The sequence below is a fragment of the Pseudomonas lundensis genome, from assembly GCF_001042985.1.
GTDB lineage: Bacteria > Pseudomonadota > Gammaproteobacteria > Pseudomonadales > Pseudomonadaceae > Aquipseudomonas > Aquipseudomonas lundensis.
On record NZ_JYKY01000011.1, the window covers coordinates 130,571 to 151,730 of the forward strand.

The 21,160-nt window shown below is 55.1% G+C and carries 22 protein-coding genes and 7 pseudogenes; 9 read left to right on the top strand and 20 right to left on the bottom strand.

Translation table 11 applies throughout. From position 1 onward, the window contains the following. Positions 1–185: 185 nt before the first annotated feature. Genes TU74_RS11445 through TU74_RS11460 form a run of 4 tightly spaced genes read left to right on the top strand, consistent with a single transcriptional unit; the run spans position 186 to position 4,868 of the window. Positions 186–2,945, top strand: coding sequence for a response regulator (locus tag TU74_RS11445; protein ID WP_048376545.1), 2,760 nt, complete (start codon positions 186–188; stop codon positions 2,943–2,945). A gap of 31 nt (positions 2,946–2,976) precedes the next feature. Beyond that, complete coding sequence (locus TU74_RS11450; RefSeq protein ID WP_048376547.1) at positions 2,977–3,966, top strand: 2-hydroxyacid dehydrogenase; 990 nt, start codon at positions 2,977–2,979, stop codon at positions 3,964–3,966. A gap of 60 nt (positions 3,967–4,026) precedes the next feature. Continuing rightward, the gene (locus TU74_RS11455; RefSeq protein WP_047276417.1) at positions 4,027–4,467 is read left to right on the top strand and encodes a hypothetical protein; all 441 of its coding nucleotides are present in this window, start codon (positions 4,027–4,029) and stop codon (positions 4,465–4,467) included. Then, the gene (locus tag TU74_RS11460) at positions 4,464–4,868 is read left to right on the top strand and encodes an META domain-containing protein (protein ID WP_047276419.1); all 405 of its coding nucleotides are present in this window, start codon (positions 4,464–4,466) and stop codon (positions 4,866–4,868) included. The genes TU74_RS11455 and TU74_RS11460 overlap by 4 nt, the downstream gene beginning before the upstream one ends. A gap of 45 nt (positions 4,869–4,913) precedes the next feature. Here the strand turns inward: TU74_RS11460 and TU74_RS11465 are convergent, their stop codons facing one another. Continuing rightward, positions 4,914–5,378, bottom strand: a complete 465-nt coding sequence (locus TU74_RS11465) for a TlpA family protein disulfide reductase (protein ID WP_048376550.1) — start codon at positions 5,376–5,378, stop codon at positions 4,914–4,916. A gap of 126 nt (positions 5,379–5,504) precedes the next feature. Here TU74_RS11465 and arsC point away from each other — a divergent pair, with 126 nt between their 5' ends. From arsC to TU74_RS11480, 3 genes are read left to right on the top strand one after another with little or no spacing between them, the layout of a single operon-like run. After that, a complete protein-coding gene (gene arsC, locus TU74_RS11470) occupies positions 5,505–5,858 on the top strand; it encodes an arsenate reductase (glutaredoxin) (protein WP_048376552.1) in 354 nt (117 codons plus the stop codon). Further along, entirely contained in the window at positions 5,855–6,460 is a 606-nt protein-coding gene (gene wrbA, locus TU74_RS11475; protein ID WP_047276425.1) for an NAD(P)H:quinone oxidoreductase, read from the top strand. The genes arsC and wrbA overlap by 4 nt, the downstream gene beginning before the upstream one ends. Beyond that, on the top strand, positions 6,453–6,860 hold the full coding sequence (locus TU74_RS11480; RefSeq protein ID WP_047276427.1) for a DUF2069 domain-containing protein: 408 nt from the start codon (positions 6,453–6,455) through the stop codon (positions 6,858–6,860). Before wrbA ends, TU74_RS11480 begins: the two co-directional genes overlap by 8 nt. 33 nt (positions 6,861–6,893) lie before the next feature. On the opposite strand, the gene TU74_RS11485 is transcribed toward TU74_RS11480, so the two are convergent. Then, positions 6,894–7,565, bottom strand: a complete 672-nt coding sequence (locus TU74_RS11485) for a DNA-3-methyladenine glycosylase I (protein WP_047276429.1) — start codon at positions 7,563–7,565, stop codon at positions 6,894–6,896. A gap of 55 nt (positions 7,566–7,620) precedes the next feature. Beyond that, positions 7,621–8,445 (bottom strand): tRNA 2-thiocytidine(32) synthetase TtcA, encoded by an 825-nt coding sequence (gene ttcA, locus TU74_RS11490; protein WP_047294871.1) that lies wholly within the window; start codon positions 8,443–8,445, stop codon positions 7,621–7,623. A 273-nt stretch (positions 8,446–8,718) separates the two neighbouring features. Here ttcA and TU74_RS11495 point away from each other — a divergent pair, with 273 nt between their 5' ends. Further along, complete coding sequence (locus tag TU74_RS11495) at positions 8,719–9,321, top strand: Yip1 family protein (protein ID WP_047276433.1); 603 nt, start codon at positions 8,719–8,721, stop codon at positions 9,319–9,321. Between the two features lie 131 nt (positions 9,322–9,452). Further along, on the top strand, positions 9,453–9,947 hold the full coding sequence (locus TU74_RS11500; RefSeq protein ID WP_047277434.1) for a SprT family zinc-dependent metalloprotease: 495 nt from the start codon (positions 9,453–9,455) through the stop codon (positions 9,945–9,947). On the opposite strand, the gene TU74_RS24140 is transcribed toward TU74_RS11500, so the two are convergent. The 17 genes and pseudogenes from TU74_RS24140 to TU74_RS23480 form a co-directional block, all read right to left on the bottom strand. Next, positions 9,922–10,344: a hypothetical protein gene (locus TU74_RS24140; protein WP_157315152.1), complete on the bottom strand. Its 423-nt coding sequence runs from the start codon at positions 10,342–10,344 to the stop codon at positions 9,922–9,924. The genes TU74_RS11500 and TU74_RS24140 overlap by 26 nt on opposite strands. A 117-nt stretch (positions 10,345–10,461) precedes the next feature. Next, on the bottom strand, positions 10,462–10,662 hold the full coding sequence (locus TU74_RS23455; protein WP_080960232.1) for a hypothetical protein: 201 nt from the start codon (positions 10,660–10,662) through the stop codon (positions 10,462–10,464). Position 10,663: 1 nt separating this feature from the next. Then, positions 10,664–10,963 (bottom strand): annotated as a pseudogene (locus tag TU74_RS24675) (toxin C-terminal domain-containing protein). After that, positions 10,952–11,130: pseudogene (locus TU74_RS23965) on the bottom strand (RHS repeat-associated core domain-containing protein); the annotation flags it as partial. The pseudogenes TU74_RS23965 and TU74_RS24675, both read right to left, overlap by 12 nt. 151 nt (positions 11,131–11,281) lie before the next feature. Next, the gene (locus TU74_RS24530) at positions 11,282–11,872 is read right to left on the bottom strand and encodes a DUF1963 domain-containing protein (RefSeq protein ID WP_169775906.1); all 591 of its coding nucleotides are present in this window, start codon (positions 11,870–11,872) and stop codon (positions 11,282–11,284) included. A gap of 399 nt (positions 11,873–12,271) precedes the next feature. Beyond that, a pseudogene (locus tag TU74_RS25200) lies at positions 12,272–13,041 on the bottom strand (RHS repeat-associated core domain-containing protein); the annotation flags it as partial. A gap of 365 nt (positions 13,042–13,406) precedes the next feature. Further along, positions 13,407–13,538 (bottom strand): hypothetical protein, encoded by a 132-nt coding sequence (locus TU74_RS24920; protein ID WP_277620527.1) that lies wholly within the window; start codon positions 13,536–13,538, stop codon positions 13,407–13,409. Positions 13,539–13,676: 138 nt separating this feature from the next. Then, complete coding sequence (locus TU74_RS24145) at positions 13,677–14,303, bottom strand: hypothetical protein (RefSeq protein ID WP_157315154.1); 627 nt, start codon at positions 14,301–14,303, stop codon at positions 13,677–13,679. A 2-nt stretch (positions 14,304–14,305) separates the two neighbouring features. Further along, positions 14,306–15,013: pseudogene (locus TU74_RS23470) on the bottom strand (RHS repeat-associated core domain-containing protein); the annotation flags it as partial. A 107-nt stretch (positions 15,014–15,120) separates the two neighbouring features. Continuing rightward, complete coding sequence (locus tag TU74_RS11520; protein ID WP_241485557.1) at positions 15,121–15,450, bottom strand: hypothetical protein; 330 nt, start codon at positions 15,448–15,450, stop codon at positions 15,121–15,123. A 401-nt stretch (positions 15,451–15,851) separates the two neighbouring features. Further along, positions 15,852–16,934 (bottom strand): annotated as a pseudogene (locus TU74_RS11525) (RHS repeat-associated core domain-containing protein); the annotation flags it as partial. 54 nt (positions 16,935–16,988) lie between these two features. After that, positions 16,989–17,252 carry a PAAR domain-containing protein gene (locus TU74_RS11530; RefSeq protein WP_048376562.1) on the bottom strand — a complete coding sequence of 88 codons (264 nt, stop codon included), beginning with the start codon at positions 17,250–17,252 and terminating at the stop codon, positions 16,989–16,991. 361 nt (positions 17,253–17,613) lie between these two features. Then, positions 17,614–17,883, bottom strand: coding sequence for a hypothetical protein (locus tag TU74_RS11540; protein ID WP_048376564.1), 270 nt, complete (start codon positions 17,881–17,883; stop codon positions 17,614–17,616). A 371-nt stretch (positions 17,884–18,254) separates the two neighbouring features. Further along, positions 18,255–19,343 (bottom strand): annotated as a pseudogene (locus TU74_RS11545) (RHS repeat-associated core domain-containing protein); the annotation flags it as partial. Positions 19,344–19,383: 40 nt separating this feature from the next. Continuing rightward, positions 19,384–19,646: pseudogene (locus TU74_RS23475) on the bottom strand (PAAR domain-containing protein). A gap of 58 nt (positions 19,647–19,704) precedes the next feature. After that, positions 19,705–20,133 carry a hypothetical protein gene (locus TU74_RS11550; protein ID WP_048376566.1) on the bottom strand — a complete coding sequence of 143 codons (429 nt, stop codon included), beginning with the start codon at positions 20,131–20,133 and terminating at the stop codon, positions 19,705–19,707. A gap of 16 nt (positions 20,134–20,149) precedes the next feature. Then, the coding region (locus tag TU74_RS23480) for an RHS repeat-associated core domain-containing protein (RefSeq protein WP_193790968.1) at positions 20,150–21,160 on the bottom strand (1,011 nt) is incomplete at its 5' end.

Here is a 21,160-nt window from a genome sequence, read left to right on the forward strand (position 1 = left end):
GATTATTCAAGATTGAACCGACGCGGGCAACCGCCACGGCAGGAGCTGTCGATTGATGGCGATCAATGCCGCGACCCGCAGGGCAAATTTCTGCAAGTCGGGCGCGGGGCAAATCGCTACACTGCCAGCAAACCTGCGCCGGATGCGCGGGGCAAGATCAGAAAAACGTGGAGCTGGAGAATTGCGTGCTTAAAAATCTGGGAATCAAAGGCCGCGTATTGCTGCTCACGTTACTGCCCGTCACCTTGATGGCCATGGTGCTGGGTGGCTACTTCACCTGGGTGCAACAGTCCGAGTTGCAGTCCCAGCTGTTGCAGCGCGGTGAAATGATTGCCGAACAGCTCGCACCACTGGTCGCGCCCGCGCTCGGGCGACACGACACCGCCCTGCTGGCACGCATCGCCACCGAGTCCCTGGAGCAACAGGACGTGCGGGCCGTGTCGTTCCTCGACGCCAATCACGAAACCCTCGCCCACGCGGGCCCGGTCATGCTCAATCAGGCACCGCTGGGCAATAGCACGCAGTTGCTGCAACGCACTGATGACGACGCCACGCGCTATTTACTCCCGGTCTTTGGCCGTCATCGCAACCTGGCGGGCGACATCATTCCCAACGAAGCCCATCGCCTGCTGGGCTGGGTCGAGCTTGAACTGTCCCACAGCAACATGTTGCTGCGCGGTTATCGCAGCTTGTTTGCCAGCTTGCTGTTGATTGCCAGCGGGCTGGTGTTCACCGCCTTGCTGGCGTTGCGCATGAGCCGCACGATCAATGCACCGCTGGGCCAGATCAAGCAAGCCGTAGCCCAACTCAAGGACGGGCGACTTGAAACCCGCCTGCCACCGTTGGGCAGCCATGAGCTGGACGAACTGGCGTCGGGCATCAACCGCATGGCCGAGACCTTGCAGAACGCGCAGGAAGAACTGCAAAACAGCGTCGATCAGGCCACCGAAGACGTGCGCCAGAACCTCGAAACCATCGAAATCCAGAACCTTGAGCTGGACCTGGCGCGCAAGGAGGCCCTGGAAGCCAGCCGCATCAAGTCCGAGTTTCTGGCCAACATGAGCCACGAAATCCGCACCCCGCTCAACGGCATTCTGGGCTTCACTCATTTGCTGCAAAAAAGCGAGCTGACCCCACGTCAGTTCGATTACCTGCACACCATCGAAAAGTCGGCCGACAACCTGCTGGGCATCATTAACGAGATCCTCGACTTCTCGAAAATCGAAGCTGGCAAACTGGTGCTCGACAGCGTCCCGTTCAACCTGCGCGACTTGTTGCAAGACACGCTGACCATTCTCGCCCCGTCCGCCCACGAGAAAGGCCTGGAACTGGTCAGCCTGGTGTACCGCGACACGCCGTTGTCGCTGATTGGCGACCCGCTGCGACTCAAGCAGATCCTCACCAACCTGGTCAACAACGCGATCAAGTTCACCCGCGAAGGCACCATCGCCGTGCGCGCCATGCTCGAAGACGAGGATGAGGACGACGGCAGCGTGCAACTGCGCATCAGCGTTCAGGACACCGGCATCGGGCTGACCAGTCAGGATGTGCGGGCGTTGTTTCAGGCCTTTAGCCAGGCAGATAACTCGCTATCACGCCAACCCGGCGGAACAGGTTTGGGACTGGTGATTTCCAAGCGTCTGGTGGAACAGATGGGCGGTGAAATCGGGGTCGAGAGTACCCCCGGCGAAGGGTCGGTGTTCTGGATCAGCGTCAAGCTGCCCAAGGCACGGGATGACGTGGAAGACCTGCCGGGCGTGCCGCTGCTGGGCCGTCGGGTGGCCTTGCTGGAAAAACACGACCTGGCGTGTCAGGCCTTGCAGCACCAGCTCGAAGACTGCGGGCTGGTGGTCACGCCGTTCAACACCCTCGAAACCCTGTGCAATGGCGTGACCAGCGCCCATCACACCGACCAGGCTTTCGATCTGGCGGTGTTTGGCGTCACCGCCTCGGACCTGCCGCCGGAACGGCTGAATCAGCCCATCTGGGACCTCGACCGCATGGGCTGCAAGGTGCTGGTGCTGTGCCCTACCACCGAACAGCAACTGTACGCCGCTGCCGTGCCCAACCCCCATGAGCAGTTACAGTCCAAACCCGCCTGCACCCGCAAGTTACGCCGCACGCTGGCGGACCTCGTCCAGCCGCGTCACACCCGTAGCGAGCGCGGCGAGTTACTGGCCAGCCGTGCCCCGCGAATCCTGTGTGTCGACGACAACCCGGCAAACCTGCTGCTGGTGCAAACACTGCTGGAAGACATGGGCGCCCACGTCACGGCCGTGGACTGCGGCTATGCGGCGATTGATGCGGTCAAGGCCCATGCCTTCGATCTGGTGCTGATGGACGTGCAAATGCCCGGCATGGACGGCCGCGAAACCACAGAGCTGATTCGCCAGTGGGAAAGCGAGCGCCAGTCCACCCCGTTGCCCATTGTGGCCCTCACCGCCCACGCCATGGCCAACGAGAAACGCGCCCTGCTGCAAAGTGGTATGGACGACTACCTGACCAAGCCCATCAGCGAACGCCAGTTGGGCCAAGTGGTGTTGAAGTGGACCGGGTTGGCGCTGATCAACCAGGTCAACGATAGCCAACAGGAACCGCCGACCCCTGAAACGCAACTCCCCGTGCTGGATCACGAGGAGGGCTTGCGGCTGGCGGCCGGTAAACAGGATCTGGCCGCTGACATGCTGGCCATGCTGCTGGCCTCGCTGGAATCCGACCGCGAAGCGATTCGTCAGGCCCGTGAAGCTCGGGACAACAGCGCCCTGATCGAACGGGTTCACCGCTTGCACGGCGCCACCCGCTACTGCGGCGTACCGCAATTGCGCGCCGCCTGCCAGCGTACCGAGACGCTGCTCAAGCAGGAGAGCCCCAACGCGTACGCCGCACTGGACGAGCTCGATCACGCCATCGTCCGCCTTGGCGCTGAAGCCCGAAGCGCCGCTTGACACTTTCTGCACTTAACCAAGGAAGACTCCCATGCGCATCCTTCTGTTCAGCAGCCAGACCTACGACCGCGACAGCTTCACCGCTGCCGCGCAACACGACGACCTTGAGCTGCACTTCCAGCCCGCGCGCCTGAACCTCGACACCGTGGCCCTGGCCCATGACTACGAGGTGGTCTGCCCCTTCATCAATGACGACTTGAGCGCCCCGGTGCTGGAGCAACTGGCCCTTGGCAAAACACGCCTGATTGCCCTGCGTTCGGCCGGTTACAACCATGTCGACTTGCCCGCCGCCCGGCGCCTGGGCCTGAGCGTGGTGCGCGTACCGGCGTACTCGCCCCATGCCGTGGCCGAGCACGCCGTGGCGCTGATTCTGGCGCTCAACCGTCGCCTGCACCGCGCCTACAACCGCACCCGTGAAGGCGATTTCACCCTGCACGGCCTGACCGGGTTTGATGTGGTGGGCAAGACTGTCGGGGTGGTTGGCACCGGGCAGATCGGCGCCACCTTCGGCAAAATCATGGCGGGCTTCGGTTGCAAACTGCTGTGTTTCGACCCTTACCCCAACCCGGCCCTGCTGGCGCTGGGCGCCGAATACGTCAGCCTGCCCGAGCTGATCGCGGGCTCGCACATCATCAGCCTGCACTGCCCGCTGACCGCCGAAAACAAGCACATGATCAACAGCCAAAGCCTGGCCACCCTGCAACACGGCGCCATGCTGATCAACACCGGGCGCGGTGCGCTGGTGCACACGCCCTCCCTGATCGAAGCACTGAAAAACGGGCAACTGGGGTACTTGGGGCTGGACGTGTATGAAGAAGAAGCCCAACTGTTCTTCGAAGACCGTTCCGACCTGCCCTTGCAAGACGATGTGCTGGCACGCCTGCTGACGTTTCCCAACGTCATCATCACGGCGCATCAGGCGTTCCTGACCCACGAAGCCCTCAGCGCGATTGCCGGCACCACATTGGAGAACATCGCGGCCTGGAAAGCCGGATCGCCCCACAACCTGATCGAAGGTTAAGCGGCCACGCCTCGTGGATTGGTGTCTGCGTGCTAGCATAGCGGCCTATTTGGAGGACCCATGGTCGAACACGATTTCCGCTACAACCTGCTTAGCCCGCAGCACACCCTGATCGAATGCCGCTCCTTAGCGGCCGGCCTTTATCAAGTCACCGGCAACGGTGGCTCGATTCAGAACGGTGACGTGCTGGTGGTCACCCTCAAGGGCAGCAAAGACTTGGCCATGCGCCTGACCGTCGAAAAAGTCCGTCACCTGATCAACCCTCGCGGCCAGTGGGTGGCCGTCGCCAAAGGCCCGGTGTTTGGCGAGTTGTCGATTCACGCGTGGCAGGTCAACTGCGACGGCTGCGCCAAAGAACTGAAGTTCGAATTCGCCGTCGACGCGAAGTTGGGCGCCAAGGCGCAAAAACCGGCCGCCAGCGCGCGCATTGCCGAATTGGGCTGGCGCACCGAAGGCAGCAAGCACCTGTGCCCAACCTGCCAACAAAAGGAAGCGGCATGAAGCGTTTGACCCTGATGGCCCTGCTGGGCGCCAGCCTGATGGGCTGCGCGGGTGACCCGGTGAAATTGCAACAGAACCACACGTACGTGCTGGAGTGGATCGGCGAACGTCCGCTGATCGACAACAGCCACCTGACCGTCACCCTGGACGATGCCGGTCGTGCCTATGGCAGCGGCGGCTGCAACCACTGGTTCGCACCGTACACGCTGGACGGCCAACGCCTGACTTTCGGCGGCGTCGGCAGCACCCGCAAGGCGTGCGCGCCCGCGCTGATGGAACAGGAGCACCGCTTCTTTGAAGCGCTGCAAACCGTGGAACGCTGGGATATCTCTCCCATTGAGCAAGTGCGCTTCTGGCCTGCTGAAGGCAAGCCGTTGCGCCTGTGGCCCGAAGAAAGCTGATCTCGCGTCACCAGTAGCCGCAGCCCGGGGCGGCGGCTACCGCGTTTAATGACCGCGCAGTTCCTTGATCTTGGCCATCACCCCTGCGGCTGTCTGTTCACCCATCAACTGCGCCTGCACCTTGCCCTTCTCGTCGAGGATGTAGGTCACCGGCAGCGCTTCACTGCGCGGCAGATCAAAGACGTCAGCCGGGTCCTGAGCCAGCACGGTGAAGGTGATCCCCAGCGCAGTCGCCGCATCGCTCAGCTCCTTGCCTTGCAAACCGTCGAAATTCACCCCGAACACCCCCACGGACTGCCCTTGCAGCTGTTTTTCCAGCGCATTGAGTTCCGGGATCTCCACACGGCACGGCCCGCACCATTCGGCCCAGTAGTTGATGACTTTCCACTGTTTGTCCAGGCGCTCGGACGCCACTTTCTGGCCGTGCTGGTCAACCCCGTAATCATTGCCGCACCCTGCCAGCGCTAAGGCGGCAGTGAGGGCTGCGAGCGCCATGAGTCGCTTAAACATGCGTTGATCCTTCTCGATAAAGACACACAAACAATCGGGGGACGGCGGCCAATTACCGCACACGGTTCAGGCGCGGCCGTCAGGCGGGTAGAATAGCCGCCACCTTACCCAAGATGCGACCCGCACATGACCGATCTGACGCTTTATCACAACCCGCGCTGCTCGAAATCGCGCGGTGCGCTCGAACTCCTCGAAGCCCGTGGCCTGTCGCCTAACGTGGTGCGCTACCTCGAAACACCGCCCACCGCCGCCCAACTGACCGACCTGCTGGCCAAACTGAAAATCAGCGCGCGCCAGCTGTTGCGCACCGGCGAAGACGAATACAAAACCCTGAATCTGGCCGACAGCAGCCTCAGCGACGCGCAGTTGATCGATGCCATGGCCGCGCACCCCAAGCTGATCGAACGCCCGATTCTGGTGGCGGGCGACCGCGCAATCATCGGGCGACCGCCTGAAAACGTGCTGGAGATCCTGCCGTGAGCACCCCTTACATTTTGGTTCTGTATTACAGCCGTAACGGCTCGACAAGCGACATGGCGCGGCATATCGCGCGCGGGATAGAACAAGGCGGCATGGAAGCGCGCTTGCGCACGGTGCCAGCCATCTCCACCGAGTGCGAAGCCGTTGCCCCGGCGATTCCGGCTGAAGGCGCGATGTACGCCAGCCTCGATGACCTCAAGCACTGCTCAGGGCTGGCGCTGGGCAGCCCGACCCGCTTCGGCAACATGGCCGCGCCCCTGAAGTACTTTCTCGATGGCACCAGCAATTTGTGGCTGACCGGCGCACTGGTGGGCAAGCCTGCAGGCGTGTTCACCTCCACCGCCAGCCTGCACGGCGGTCAGGAAACCACCCTGCTGTCGATGCTGCTGCCGCTGATGCACCACGGCATGCTGGTCACCGGCCTGCCTTACAGCGAGTCGGCGTTGTTGCAGACCACCGCAGGCGGCACGCCCTATGGGCCTAGCCACCACGCCGGGGCCGACGGCAAACGCGGGCTGGACGAACACGAAATCGCCCTGTGCCGCGCCCTCGGCCAGCGCCTGGCCAGCATCGCGTTGAAACTGGAGACGCCCCGTGGCTAAAAAGCCCAAAGTGTTGCCCTCCATCGAATGGCTACAGCCTCGCGTGCGCTTGATGCGCCTCTTGAGCCTGGTGTGTTTCTTCGGGTTTATCGGCTTGCTGTGCGTGTATTACCTGATGTTCGCCGACTTGCACGGCGCACGCCCGTGGGTGATTTTGCTGATCGAGCTGGTGCCGCTGATGTTCCTGGTGCCGGGCATGCTGATCGGCAATCCGCGCGGCCATTCCTTCACCTGTTATGTGATCAACCTGTACCTGATCAAAGGCGCCCTGGCGGCGTTCGACCCCAATCGGCAAGTGTTCGGATTGCTGGAAATCGCCGGGAGCGTGGCGGTGTTTGTCAGTGCGATGCTGTTTGTGCGCTGGCGCCATCAGCTGGATCGACGACTGGCGGGAGAGTAATCCGCCACCGTGCGTCGATCCGGCCGATGGTGGTCAATGATTGACGGTCAGTGCCAGCATCTGTGACAGCTGGCACATCGGCCGCCCGCTCTCGGCGTGCCACTGATTGAACGCATTTTGCACAATCGCCAGATCCCGCAGGCTGGTGGGCGCCTTGTCCACCAGCTTCTGCGCATTCAATGCGGCTACCACATCATCGCTGGGCACGAACGTGTCTTTACCGACCATCCGCAAAAAACGTGGTGCCGAAAGGCCGCCCAACTGATGCCCGTGTTTGGCCAGGTACTTCCACAGCCCGACAATGTCGGTCACCGGCCAATCAGCAATGAAGGCACCGAAACTGCCGTGTTCGTGAGCGATGTCGAGCACCATTTGCGCATTGCGCGGCACGCTTTTGAGCTTGCCCAAATGGCGAATGATCCGCGCATCCTGCATCAGCCGCTCCAGGTGTTCGGCGCCCATGAGCACCACTTTTTCCGGGTCGAAACCGAAAAACACCTCTTCAAACACCGGCCACTTTGCGTCGACCACGCTGTGCTTGAGCCCGGCGCGAAAGACCCGCAGGGCCAGGGTCGAGAGATAACGGTCATCGGGGATCGCCCGCAATTGCGCGGCCGTTCGCGGCACGGGCAACCGGGCTTCGAGCGCGGCTGCCGAACCAAAGCGGTTCAAGCAATATTCGTGCAGCCATTTGTAATCGCGCATGCCCTCTCCTCTTGGCAAATAGGGTGTCACTGGGGGATCTGAGCCCTGCCCAGGCCTAGAGGTTCAGCAAATTAACAAAGCGCGGCGTGGCCGTTTCGTCGATTGTCAGGCTGGCGAAGTCGAACAGGTTGCGATCGGCCAACTGTGACGGGATCACATTCTGCAAGCTGCGGAAGATGCTCTCGGTGCGCCCCGGCGTCTTGCGGTCCCATTCCTGAAGCATGTCCTTGACCACTTGACGTTGCAGGTTTTCCTGCGAGCCGCACAGGTTGCACGGGATGATCGGGAACTGCTGCAAATCGGCGTACGCCTGGATGTCTTTCTCGTTGCAGTACGCCAGCGGACGGATCACCACGTTGCGCCCGTCGTCGGACAGCAGCTTGGGCGGCATCGCCTTGAGGGTGCCGTTGAAGAACATATTGAGGAAGAACGTCTCGACGATGTCGTCGCGGTGATGCCCCAATGCCATCTTGGTCGCACCGATTTCATCGGCAAAGGTGTAGAGCGTGCCGCGCCGCAAGCGCGAGCACAGGGAACAGGTGGTCTTGCCTTCCGGGATCAGTTCCTTGACCACCGAATAGGTGTCTTTCTCAACGATGTGGTACTCAACGCCCAGGGCCTTGAGGTAGGCCGGCAACACCTCTTCCGGGAAGCCCGGCTGCTTCTGGTCCATGTTCACGGCAACGATTTCAAAGCTGATCGGCGCCACTTTCTGCAAGTGCAACAGCACGTCGAGCAGGGTGTAACTGTCTTTGCCACCCGACAGGCAGACCATCACCTTGTCGCCATCTTCAATCATGTTGAAATCGGCAACGGCCTCACCGGTCAATCGGCGCAGGCGTTTCTGGAGTTTAATTTGAGAGACCGAGAGAGTGCCCATAGCGCTTCAATTCCGCGAGTTAAGACAAAAAGGCGGCGATTTTACCCTTAAAGCGCCCGCACACGAACCCCCTGTGGCCGCCCTTTAGACGTCTCGGCAATTACGCCAGGGGCTGACAGCACAATATGCTCTAACGCCCCGGCGTCATTAACCACGGGGTTTCCTATACTGCGACATAAGGCCGCAAGCCCTGCTTGAACCTCACATTATCTGGCTGCGCGACCGGCACGCGTCCCACTGGGGGCGATGCGTTTTATTACAGGAGCGACAGCCATGATCCATCACGTTGTGGGCCTCTTTACCCACCCCGATCAAGAGTGGCGGCAAATACGCGGCGATGCCGAAGAAAGCATCAGCCACATGTACCTCACCCATACCCTGATCCTGGCCGCGATCCCGGCCATTTCCGCGTTTATTGGCACCACCCAGGTCGGCTGGGTCATTGGCAGCCGGGCACCGGTCATGCTCACCACAGAAAGCGCCCTGTGGATGACGGTCATGTCCTACCTGTCGATGCTGGTGGGGGTCGGGGTGATGGGCGCATTCATTCACTGGATGGCACGCACCTACGATGCCCAACCCAGCTTGGCGCGGTGTGTCGCGTTCGCCACGTACACCGCCACGCCGCTGTTTATTGGCGGGTTGGCGGCGCTGTACCCGCACATGTGGCTGGGCATGGCCGTGGGCACGGCGGCGATTTGCTACACCGTGTATTTGCTGTATGTCGGCCTGCCGACCTTCATGAACATCGACCCCGATGAAGGGTTTCTGTTTTCGAGTTCGGTGCTGGCCGTCGGTTTGGTGGTGCTGGTCGCGATCATGGCGTTTACCGTGATCGTATGGGGGTTGGGCGTCGGCCCGGTCTACACCAACTGACGGGGGCATCCTGTAGCCGCCTCCTGCGCTAGCGGCTACAGGATTAACAGCCGGGTGAACCGCTCGGCACTTTGACCCTTCGCCCGCTTCAGGCTTGCGGCATAATCGCGGGCTCTGGAGAACCGAACCGCATGCCCGAGCTGCTCAATTCCCGCGTCGAAGACTGTTTCAACCTTGCCGAAGCGTTTTTCAAGCGCCCTTTCAAGCGCCCCGTGGTCAGCTTCAAGCTGCGCGGCCAGAAGGCCGGTGTGGCGCACCTGCATGAAAACCTGTTGCGCTTCAATCCACAGCTGTACCGCGAAAACCGCGACGACTTCCTCAAACAAACCGTAGCCCACGAAGTCGCGCACCTGATCGCCCATCAACTGTTTGGCGACCGCATCGCGGCCCATGGTGAAGAGTGGCAACTAATCATGCGCGGGGTGTACGAACTGCCGCCCAATCGTTGCCATACGTATGACATCAAACGCCGCAGCGTGACCCGTTACATCTATCGCTGCCCCTGCCCGGACAGCGACTTCCCGTTCACCGCCCAACGCCACGGGCTGGTCAACAAAGGCCGCCGCTACCTGTGCCGCAAATGCCGGAACACGCTGCTGTTCACGGGCCAGACCCGAATTGAATAAACGGGTACAAAACATGGGGGGAAGGTTCACCGACGCATCTCCGAATATTGGATAACACAAGAAGTGAACCAAGGCTGGAGAGGTGTTGATTCAAAAACAGCACAAACCGTTCTGTACGAAAAGTAATGTCGTAAACACCGCCTAGTACAGGCCAGCGAAACCATCGCCGCGTAACTGCCAGTACGTCGATCGGCAGCGCTTGCGGGGTGTGGGTCCACAGCGGGTCTTGGTCGATGTCGTAGGCGCCGGTGTAACTCGGTTGGGCCAGCAGGCGCATCGGTTGGTGGTGCAAGGCCTGGGCCACGGGGACGAAGGTGCCGGGTTCGTAGAGGTAGTGGACGGTTTTGCCACTGGCGCAGAAAGTCTGCGCGCGGCGCGCTCTCAGTTTTACTGACACTCAACATGCATCACACCACACTCCGAAAGACACTCGACTGCCCCTGCCAGAATTGCATTTAAATAATCTAACGCATTGCAAATATCAGTTTATACGCAACTAGCCCCTTATATCACCTCAACGTAAAATCTCACTATTAACCAATAAACATACGCCACCAGACTTTTTAACCAGACTAATTGGCTTATGTGTATTGCCACCATCCAAAGATATCTCCACCAGTAGATCTTGGTTTTCGAATGATTGAAGCTCCTCAATAAGCTGGCTAATTTTTTTACCTTTCAATACCCACTCTGGATTATTTTCACGCTCACCCATCTCAATCACCAATACGTTTTAAATTTATATCAGAAGTTCCAGCGCGCCGCTCTCTACTACCGAGCGCCTTGACAGAACCTGCCATCTTTCATACTCATCCATTATGCCCGTCAAGATCTCTTGCAATGTAGCCTTTAACTAATTTGAATACTGCCTGGCCGCCATGAATCTTTTCATTAATTTCCTTAAACCCCCAAATTTCAGCTGGTTTCGCAGCCTTCTTGTTAGTTTTAAATACTAATTCAGGCGCTAAGCGAGTTTTTTCATCTTTACTGGTGCATTTACAATACGCCAATCCCAACGCATCAACCCACTCCACCGGATTGGGCGCATACGCATACAGGTTCAACCCCCCGCATAACTGATCGGATCCTTACTGACAAACCGTCCGGCCCGTGGATCATAATACCTATACCGATTGTAGTGCAGCCCCTTTTCGTGATCGTAGTACTGGCCCTGAAACCTGATCGTTGACTTGGAAACGCTCGCTATAACGGCCAAGAAAAATCAATTCAGGAATTTTTCTGGTAGCTGGATTTATATTTTTCATACTACACACAACAAATGCTCTGAAACAATGGAATATTTAAGAACATTACTTGGTTCATTATAAAAATTATTAAGACGTTTGAATTACTAGCTTGCCAGCCATAAGATCCTCGCAATTTATATTGCTTTTTAGTAGTAAAAAACCACCACCTCCTATAAATATGCTTTTGTGGCTAGGGGCCGCTTTATTGAGGCGCGAATTATTTATTTGCAGGATATATTTCAAATCTCCGTGTACCTCTTCGTCCTGAATCCACGAAGGAATACCTGATATTTTCGCAATGCCATTTTCATCACTATCTTCACCAGGATTTTTGAAAACACTAATCCATCGCACAGGAAGTATAGGATCACCGTACCCATCCACGGGCTCTCCAGAGGGCACATATGCTATTATCTTGCCACCCTCTGTCATCGCCTTTTCGATATATGAATTCGATTTTTTTGAATATGGCGTAAAAACAGAAACAACAAGGTGCAGACCTAAATTTACTGGTGCATATTTGTTAATGAAATCAGCAGGAAAAGTTGCCAAATGCAGTAGCGGGTTACCTGTCGAATCGACTGGCCAAACAATAGATTTAGGAAGATATGGACTGCCTCCAAGATAAGGAGAATTACTATTAGGAGCACTTTCAAGAAAAACAAGCTCATTAAACATTTTTACACTCCGTTAATTGCATAAGCATGGGCAAGTTGCCAAGAATCCTTCCGCTCGCTTACGTAACTCTCGAGCACGTGACGCGGGAATACCAGATGTTCTTAATGCACCTTGCCAGACGTCCATTTGACGTTTTGAAGGTAAGCCATTCGGCCCGAATTGAAACTGATCTCTGCCGACATTCAAGTGTAGAGCAGCCAACACATTTTCATTTCTGTGAATATCTGTATGCATGCTGCGCGGAATTGCAATTGAAGGGTTAGATTTATTGCGAGTACCTTCGGGAGCCAAACCCATCTGCTCTAGTGCATCGTTTCGGATAAACTCATGTGCGTCCAATGAATCGCCTGTGTTTGCTTTACCCGTTAAGCTGCCATATGTCCCCAGCTGACACTTACGCGCCAACCCCAGCGGATCAACCCACTCCACCGGATTAGGCGCATACGCATAAAGATTCAACCCACCCGCATAGCTGATCGGGTCTTTGCTGACAAACCGCCCAACCCGTGGATCATAGTACCTATACCGATTGTAGTGCAGCCCTGTTTCGTGATCGTGGTACTGGCCCTGAAACCTGATCGGGTTGGTCAGGCCTTGGCGCTGGGCCCATTCCGAGCGTTGTTCTTTAACTTCCCCCCACGCGTTGTACTGCGCGCTCCAGGCGATTTGGCCGGTGGGGTCGGTGAGTTCTTGTGGCATGCCGAGGTGGTCGCACTGGTACCAGGCCAGTACGTCAATCGGTAGCGCTTGCGGGGTGTGGGTCCACAGCGGGTCTTGGTCGATGTCGTAGGCGCCGGTGTAACTCGGTTGGGCCAGCAGGCGCATCGGTTGGTGGCGCAGGGCCTGGGCCACGGGGACGAAGGTGCCGGGTTCGTAGAGGTAGTGGACGGTTTTGCCGCTCGCGCCGTCGGCCTGTGCGGGGCTGCTTTCCCAAGCGAGGGTGTCGCCGTCCCAGCCGAATAAGGTGAAGCCGCACCCCAGTTCCCGCTGTTTGCGCGCCTGTTCGTTGCGGTTCCACTGCGAGCCCGCTTCGCTTCGCTTCGGTTTAGGTGGTGGGCGTTGGAGTGTTTGTACAGCCGCCGCCCCAGCGGGTCGTAGGCGTAGTCGACGCTCAGTTGGCTGTTTTCAAAGCGCACCAGGCGGTCGAACAGGCCGCCACTGTAGGCGGCTGTACCAATCGATATGCATTGCTGGGTACCAGTACATCAAAGTTAATTGTTAAAGAACGCCGGTGCAGTTCTTGCAAATACAAAGTGCCTCTTGTTGCCATCTACTCATCGAATGAGGGAAGTAAATATCTTTTTGCCTATGCAACTGCGCTTCTAAGTTTTTCTATGTCGCCATTAGAGAACTTAAACTTGCTCATAATTTCTATCTTCCTTTCAATATCAAGGATATTTGGCACCTCTCATCAGAGTGTAATAAACTTTCAAATGATATAGAGTTCCGAAACTCTAAATATTTTTTTATGAAGTTTTGCCACTTGAAGATAGTCCCTGGGGAATTCCTCAGGCATAATAATTGAGATACAATTTTAGCATTCTAAACCAAATTCAAGATATGGTTTTTCTAGACTCCTATCTAGAGCTGGCTTGATTTTATTTCCAGCTATATTTTTTGCAATTCCAACTGCAGCTTCTTTTTCCACAGACATTGAAGATTTCATGAATCACCCCTAGCAGTCGTCTTTTAATTGGGGACGATTCCCTTCATGCTGCGCTTTGCACTTTAAAATACGTTCATGTTGCCACATATGCATTTCACTATTTGTTCCACTTGTTTCCTTTGTGATTAGATGCTTGTACTATTCTTGGTGAATGTAAGCCGCTCTGGATAAATACCTAGCTAGGCGGATAAATGCGACCGATTCGCCTTTTGGGAAAGGTGGGTATAATATGCTACTAATTCGATGAAGATTCATTGTCTTCCTTACCGAATCTGTTGCTATATTTTTGAAAGTAAGCATTCCGCTAAAATCGCTTTCGATCGTTCCTACATGATATCCTCCGCGCTTATCCCACTGATTAAACCTAATTACAATGCTGCCGCCTATTATTACGGCCCCTTCTTCTTTATCATCAGAAAAATACAATTCTATATCGTTTCCCTTGGTTTTGTTACTTGAGGAAGTAGAGCTATACCACTTCAGCACAGATACTAGCCTCAAGCCAGGACTTAAATAGAAGCCATTGCCAATATCATTTACCGAATGGAAATAATGTTTATGTACGACGTCTAATGCGCCGCGATGATAGGGGGCCCTACAGCTTTTCTCATAAAAGTGCAGGTCATATCGCTCGCCAACCAGTTCGTAGTTATTTCTCTCCAATTCTTCGGAGGAAAAATTTTCGAGACCAAAAACACTTGGCTGAATAGTGGTCGGGGATCTAAAAAAAATATCCAGAATTTCAAAAAATGATAAAGCTAACATTTTTATCGTTTACCTTTTACAGGGTTGGTTCCGGCTGCAAGATGCTGGCGAAGAATATCCCCTATCTCTTTGAGTTCCCCTACACGATCAGACCTCGGATGACTATCAGCTCCAGCTTGAGCTGACTTTGCGAGTCGATCAACATTGCCCGGTGTTTCAAGATAGTTCTCCACACAGCTACAGGCCTTACCCCATTGAGAGGTAGACATATCTCTTGTAGCTTTATCGGCAGGTACCAAAATAATATGAGTACTTGCATCATTGGGTTTCAAACTTATATGGCCGCCCTTGGTGGGTAATCCAGGTCCATTGACATTTACGTGAACACCTCTTGATAGAACATCGCTCCCAGCAGTATTTGATTTAATTTTATGTCCGGCCAACCCCAGCGGATCAACCCACCCCGTTGGATTCGGCGCATACGCATACAGGTTCAATCCACCCGCATAGCTGATCGGGTCTTCGCTGATAAAGCGTCCGCCCCGTGGATCATAGTACCTGTACCGATTGTAGTGCAGCCCTGTTTCGTGATCGTGGTACTGCCCCTGAAACCTGATCGGGTTGGTCAGGCCTTTCTGCTGTGCCCATTCCGAGCGTTGTTCTTTGACTTCTCCCCACGCGCTGTACTGCGCGCTCTAAGCGATTTGGCCGATGTGGTCGGTCAGTTCTTGTGGCGTGCCGAGGTGGTCGCACTGGTACCAGGCCAGTACATCGATCGGGTTCGCTTTGGTTTGGAAGGTCTACGGCGGTTTTTTTATCTATATTTTAACCACCTGTGTAAACTGGCTAATTATCAAATTCGCTCATGGCGCACATCCTAATTTCTTCTATTTTTGTAATTGTAGGCAGCGCTACTAGCAACATCGGAATCAAAGTCATTCAAGAGTTTCTTAATGATCCCAATTGGTGTTTTCTTATTGGCAGCAATTGCTATTCGCACAGTACTATCTGGGTCATTTGATAGTTTTTCAAATAACTCAACAGTCAGCTTTCGCTTGGAAGCTACAAATTGACGTACCCCGGTATCGAATTTGCATAGTTCTTCAAGAATTTCTATCGGAACGGTTTTGTTATGAGCTACCCATTTTCTGTGATTCGGATATTTTTTAATTATATCTCGCCAAATAGAAATATCAGCTTCATCCATGGCTGCTCGGTCGTACTCGCTTTTTATAGGGCTCTCTCGTAGCTTTACGAATTCTTCGGCAGAGTAAATCATTTGGCGCCCTTGCATTTAAGCGATTTAAAGTTAATTATCTTCCCAACGTTGCTTTTGTGCTTACTCATATAGTCACCATACACGTCAGCGTCAGCAATCCAATCGCCGTTTTTATCATAGCGTTTCCATGCGCTCTCGCCGTGACCAGTTTTATCCTCTGACCACCATTGTTTAGTCACTGGATCTCGCTGATATTTCACTTGGCCAACACCACCAACATGTCCTTCACAAAGTCGATCATAGCGGTTAACTTCCCATTTTTTTCTACATGGGCATTTAGAATTTTGATTGCGCTTCTCTGACGTTGGTTTGCGTCCTGCATCAACAGGAAACTTCGTCAACCCCAACGGATCCGTCCATTCTATGGGATTCGGCGCATACACATAAAGATTCAACCCACCCGCATAGCTGATCGGGTCCTTGCTGATAAACCGACCGCCCTGAGGATCATAGTACCGATAGCGGTTGTAGTGCAGTCCCGTTTCATGATCGTGGTACTGGCCCTGAAAACGGATCGGGTTTTTCAAGCCTTCGCGTTGCGCCCATTCTGAGCGCTGTTCCCGCACTTCGCCCCAGGCTTTGCAGTGCGCACTCCACGCCATTTGGCCGTTGTGGTCAGTCAGTTCCTGCGGGGTGCCGAGGTGGTCGCACTGGTACCAAGCCAGTACCTCGATCGGGTTGGCTTTGATTTCGTAGGTCCACAGCGGGTCCTCATCGATGTCGTAGCTGTCTTCGTAACTCGGCAGGGCCAACAATCGAATCGGCGTGTGCCGCATGGCCTGGGCCATCGGGACAAAGGTGCCCGGCTCATAAATATAATGAACCGTACGCCCCGAGCCGCCATCGTCCTGCGGCGGGCTGCTTTCCCAGGCCAGGGTGTCGCCGTCCCAGCCAAATAAGGTAAAACCACAGCCCAGTTCCCGTTGTTTGCGCGCCTGTTCGTTCTTATTCCACTGCGAGCCGGCCTCCGGGTTGTGGCGGTGGTGGGCATGGGAGTTTTTGTACAGGCGCCGACCCAGGGCGTCGTAGCTGTAGTCGACGCTCAGTTGGTTGTTTTCAAAGCGCACCAACCGGTCGAACAAGTCCCAGTGCATACGGCTGAGCTGGCCGTTGTGCAGGCGCTGGATCTGGTTGCCGCGTTCGTCGTATTCGTAGTGAGTGCCGGCGTATTCGCGCAGCAGGTTGTCCATCAGTTTGTTGCGCTTGGGGTTTTGCTCCAGCGGTCTTTGAACCTGCTGAGTTTTTTCGTCGAGCAGGTTGCTCGCCGGGTCGAAGGCGAAGGTTTCCACACCCAAACGGCTGGTGGCTTCGAGCAATCGGCCCACCACGTCGTAGCGGTAGGACAGGGGGCCACGGCGGCTGTCAGTGATGTCGGTCAGTTGGCCTGCGGCATTGTATTTGTACCCGCGTTGGGCAGTGCAGACTAGCCATATACGAGCTGATTTTTTAAAGAGCGCTATTGCCGTTCAACTGCTTACGGCACCTTTCGGGCCACTCGCAATCAGTGCGGCGCCACATGCCGTTTTCATCCCGTCGAGTGCGACGGCAATCCCGTCAACGGCGTAAGTAGCGCTGCCCTCAGCAATTGGGAAAATCCCCTTGCACAAAGGGCAACTGACCATGTGCCCGACCCCGGCAATGGGCTTGCTGTTGAGGTCGGTTTGCGAAAAAGCTTCGAGAACGACGCCACCGTGAGTGCTGGAGTCGCCTAGGCGGATGATGTCTTTCATTTAGTTACTTATCTCAATTGCTCAGTGATGTCCGTGAAATCAATGTTTTATATTGGTTATTGAGGCTAGTGACAAACACTCTATGTATCGTGCTTGGTCCATATTGTCGTGTTGCAGGCAAGCGTCTTCATATGCAAGTTTTTCGCCATCAGACATTGACGAAAAATATTTATCGATTGCAAAAAAAATCACAGCCATTAGGTATATCAACAAAAAAATAGAAGTACTCTGTGCGGGCGCGCATACCCCTCTCACCTTATCAATGAATCCCACTATCTTTACCTTTGTCTTGTCGGAACTATTTTCATCAAAAAAGCTGAGCACAGCTATGTAATTGTTTACGCCAAATAACCCATACTCCTCAAGGCTTGACTTTGTTTTTTAAAGCGCTTAAGCAATTATTCAGCATTTGCAGGATTTCATCTTTTGAATAAAAAAACTCCTCGCCCGCACTCATCCCACCTAGTAGGTCGAAAGCTTCGCTCAACTTCTTGTCCTCGTATTGATAAATGCACTCGTCAAGTCGCTTGGCATAAATGTACTTTGCAAATCGTAAAGGATCGTAAGGTACAGACTCTACATAATCTATTAACTCCACCAGCAATCGGGTCTCTTTTTCGTAGTTATTCATAACTAGCATCCACATTGACATTTTTTTATGGCTCTGCCGCTAGGGCTCGCGATGCCTTGATCAATATCTGATCTCGTTGGAGGATAGTGTGGCAGATCTAATAGCTCCCCATTGTTCATTTTTGGGTGAACACGGTTTACCGCACCGAAATGATCATAGGTTTCCTCCCATGTACGCACTTGGCCAGTAGCTGAGTTATATTCCGTGACATGAGATCTCCCTCTGGTGGGGCCCGAAGTTCTGGCTAAAGCTTCCTTATCGTAATACCTGATGCGACCATCCGGCAGTTCACGTATACGCTCAGCAGATTTTTCTGCACTTTGTAAGGCCGATAGTTTGCGTTTTAGCTTTTGCGCAGGGCTATCGCATCTTAATCCAAGCGGATCAATCCACTCCACTGGATTCGGCGCATACGCATACAGATTCAACCCACCCGCATAGCTGATCGGGTCTTTGCTGACAAACCGTCCGACCCGTGGATCATAGTACCTATACCGATTGTAGTGCAGCCCTGTTTCGTGATCGTGGTATTGCCCCTGAAACCTGATTGGGTTGGTCAGGCTTTTCTGCTGTGCCCATTCCGAGCGTTGTTCTTTGACTTCTCCCCACGCGCTGTACTGCGCGCTCCAGGCGATTTGGCCGGTGGGGTCGGTGAGTTCTTGTGGCGTGCCGAGGTGGTCGCACTGGTACCAGGCCAGTACGTCAATCGGTAGCGCTTGCGGGGTGTGGGTCCACAGCGGGTCTTGGTCGATGTCGTAGGCGCCGGTGTAACTCGGTTGGGCCAGCAGGCGCATCGGTTGGTGGCGCAGGGCCTGGGCCACGGGGACGAAGGTGCCGGGTTCGTAGAGGTAGTGGACGGTTTTGCCGCTCGCGCCATCGGCCTGCGCGGGGCTGCTTTCCCAGGCCAGGGTGTCGCCGTCCCAGCCGAATAACGTGAAGCCGCACCCCAGTTCGCGCTGTTTGCGCGCCTGTTCGTTGCGGTTCCACTGCGAGCCGGCTTCGCTTCGGTTTAGGTGGTGGGCGTTGGAGTGTTTGTAGAGACGTCTTCCCAGCGGGTCGTAGGCGTAGTCGACGCGCAGTTGGCTGTTTTCAAAGCGCACCAGGCGGTCGAACAGGTCCCAGTGCAGGCGGCTTTGCTGGCCGTTGTGCCAGCGGCGGATCTGGTTGCCGCGTTCGTCGTAGTCGTAGTGGCTGCCGGCGTATTCGCGCAGCAGGTTGTCCATGAGTTTGTTGCGTTTGGGGTTTTGCTCCAGCGGTCGTTGGACCTGTTGATTTTGTTCGTCGAGCAGGTTGTTGGCCGGGTCGAAGGCGAAGGTTTCGACGCCCAGGCGGCTGGTGGCGTTGAGCAGTCGGCCAACCGGGTCGTAGCGGTAGGACAGCGGCCCACGGCGGCTGTCGTGGATGTCGATCAGTTGGCCTGCTGCATCGTATTTATAGTCGCGCTTGAGCAGCACGGACTGGTCAAATGCAAGCTGGTTTTTTAAAGAACGCTGTCGCCATTCAACGGCTTACGGCTCCTTTAGGGCCACTGGCAATCAGGCTGGCCCCGCAGGCGGTTTTCATCTCGTCGAGTGCGACGGCAATCCCGTCAACGGCGTAAGTAGCGCTGCCCTCGGCAATCGGGAAAATCCCCTTGCACAATGGGCAACTGACCATGTGACCGCCCCCGGCAATGGGTTTGCCGTTGAGGTCGGTATTGGGAAAGCTTCCAGAACGACACCACCGTGGGTGGTGGTGTCGCCTAGGCGGATGATGTCTTTCATGGGACTCAATGCCTTTTGATTTTTGCATATTGAAAATAAAAAATACGTAATGAATCATTTAGATAGCGTTACGGCGCTCCCATTTTTCTGCACTGTTACGCCAGATACATACTCCATCAATTTTAGGGGTTCCGTGCTCCATAATTAAAATGTATTGGTAACGCTGTTTAATCCCTTTAGGTTTTATTGTTTCAACAGTCCATCCTTCATCGGAGCTATTCTCGGTGTCGACTAAGACCGCCTGGTCATACTCAGGTGGCCGTCCAGTACCTAAAGTTTCAAGTCGAGCAGCACCAAGAGCGTTTAAGCCTTTGGCGCTAAGATTTTCAGAGAAAATCTCCATCAGTCGCGCCCTAGCATCAACATTAACATGCTGTCTGTATTCGAAATTATGTTGATAAGAGTCGCTTTTTTTTTCAGTATGAAAACTCACTTCCCACCCGAGCATCTGATTTATGAACGTTTGAACTCTTTCTGCAGGTGACATGTATTTCATCTCCTTTTCAAAATGTACATGAGCAAGGGTTAAGAAATATCCGAGCCTCAGTACTTCCGTCAATTCTGGCTTGGTACAGAATTGAATGTGGCCGGGTTGAGCCTTCATCGTATTGGGGGATCACACGAACAATAACGTTACTGCCGCTCCTCACTGATTCCGCGATGTTACCTTCGAAATCACGAAATTCTCCACGGTTAACGCTAGGGGCTTGAGGAAAAACATTGCCTTTGCCGCCACTTCCTCCAAGTCGATTACCAATTGCGTGGCCCGCATCATCAGTGTCACATCCTAAGTTTCTAGCGAATACTCGTGAGCTTGCGTTAGTGCTTGTTCCCTTCCCTAAGTCCTCAGAACGAATTTTTGCTGTTGCACTTTTCAGAGACCCATTTTCGTTGTGACGATATTTCGCACGTAGGTTTGAACCACGAAGACCCAGCGGATCAACCCACCCCGTTGGATTCGGCGCATACGCATAAAGATTCAACCCACCCGCATAGCTGATCGGGTCTTTGCTGACAAACCGCCCAACCCGAGGATCATAGTACCTATACCGATTGTAGTGCAGCCCTGTTTCGTGATCGTGGTACTGCCCCTGAAACCTGATTGGGTTGGTCAGGCCTTGGCGTTGTGCCCATTCCGAGCGTTGTTCTTTAACTTCCCCCCACGCGTTGTACTGCGCGCTCCAGGCGATTTGGCCGGTGTGGTCGGTCAGTTCTTGTGGCGTGCCGAGGTGGTCGCACTGGTACCACGCCAACACGTCAATCGGCAGCGCTTGCGGGGTGTGGGTCCACAGCGGATCTTCATCGATGTCATAGCCACCTTCGTAACTCGGTTGGGCCAGCAGGCGCATCGGTTGGTGGCGCAGGGCCTGGGCCACGGGGACGAAGGTGCCGGGTTCGTAGAGGTAGTGGACGGTTTTGCCGCTCGCGCCATCGGCCTGCGCGGGGCTGCTTTCCCAAGCGAGGGTGTCGCCGTCCCAGCCGAATAAGGTGAAGCCGCACCCCAGTTCGCGCTG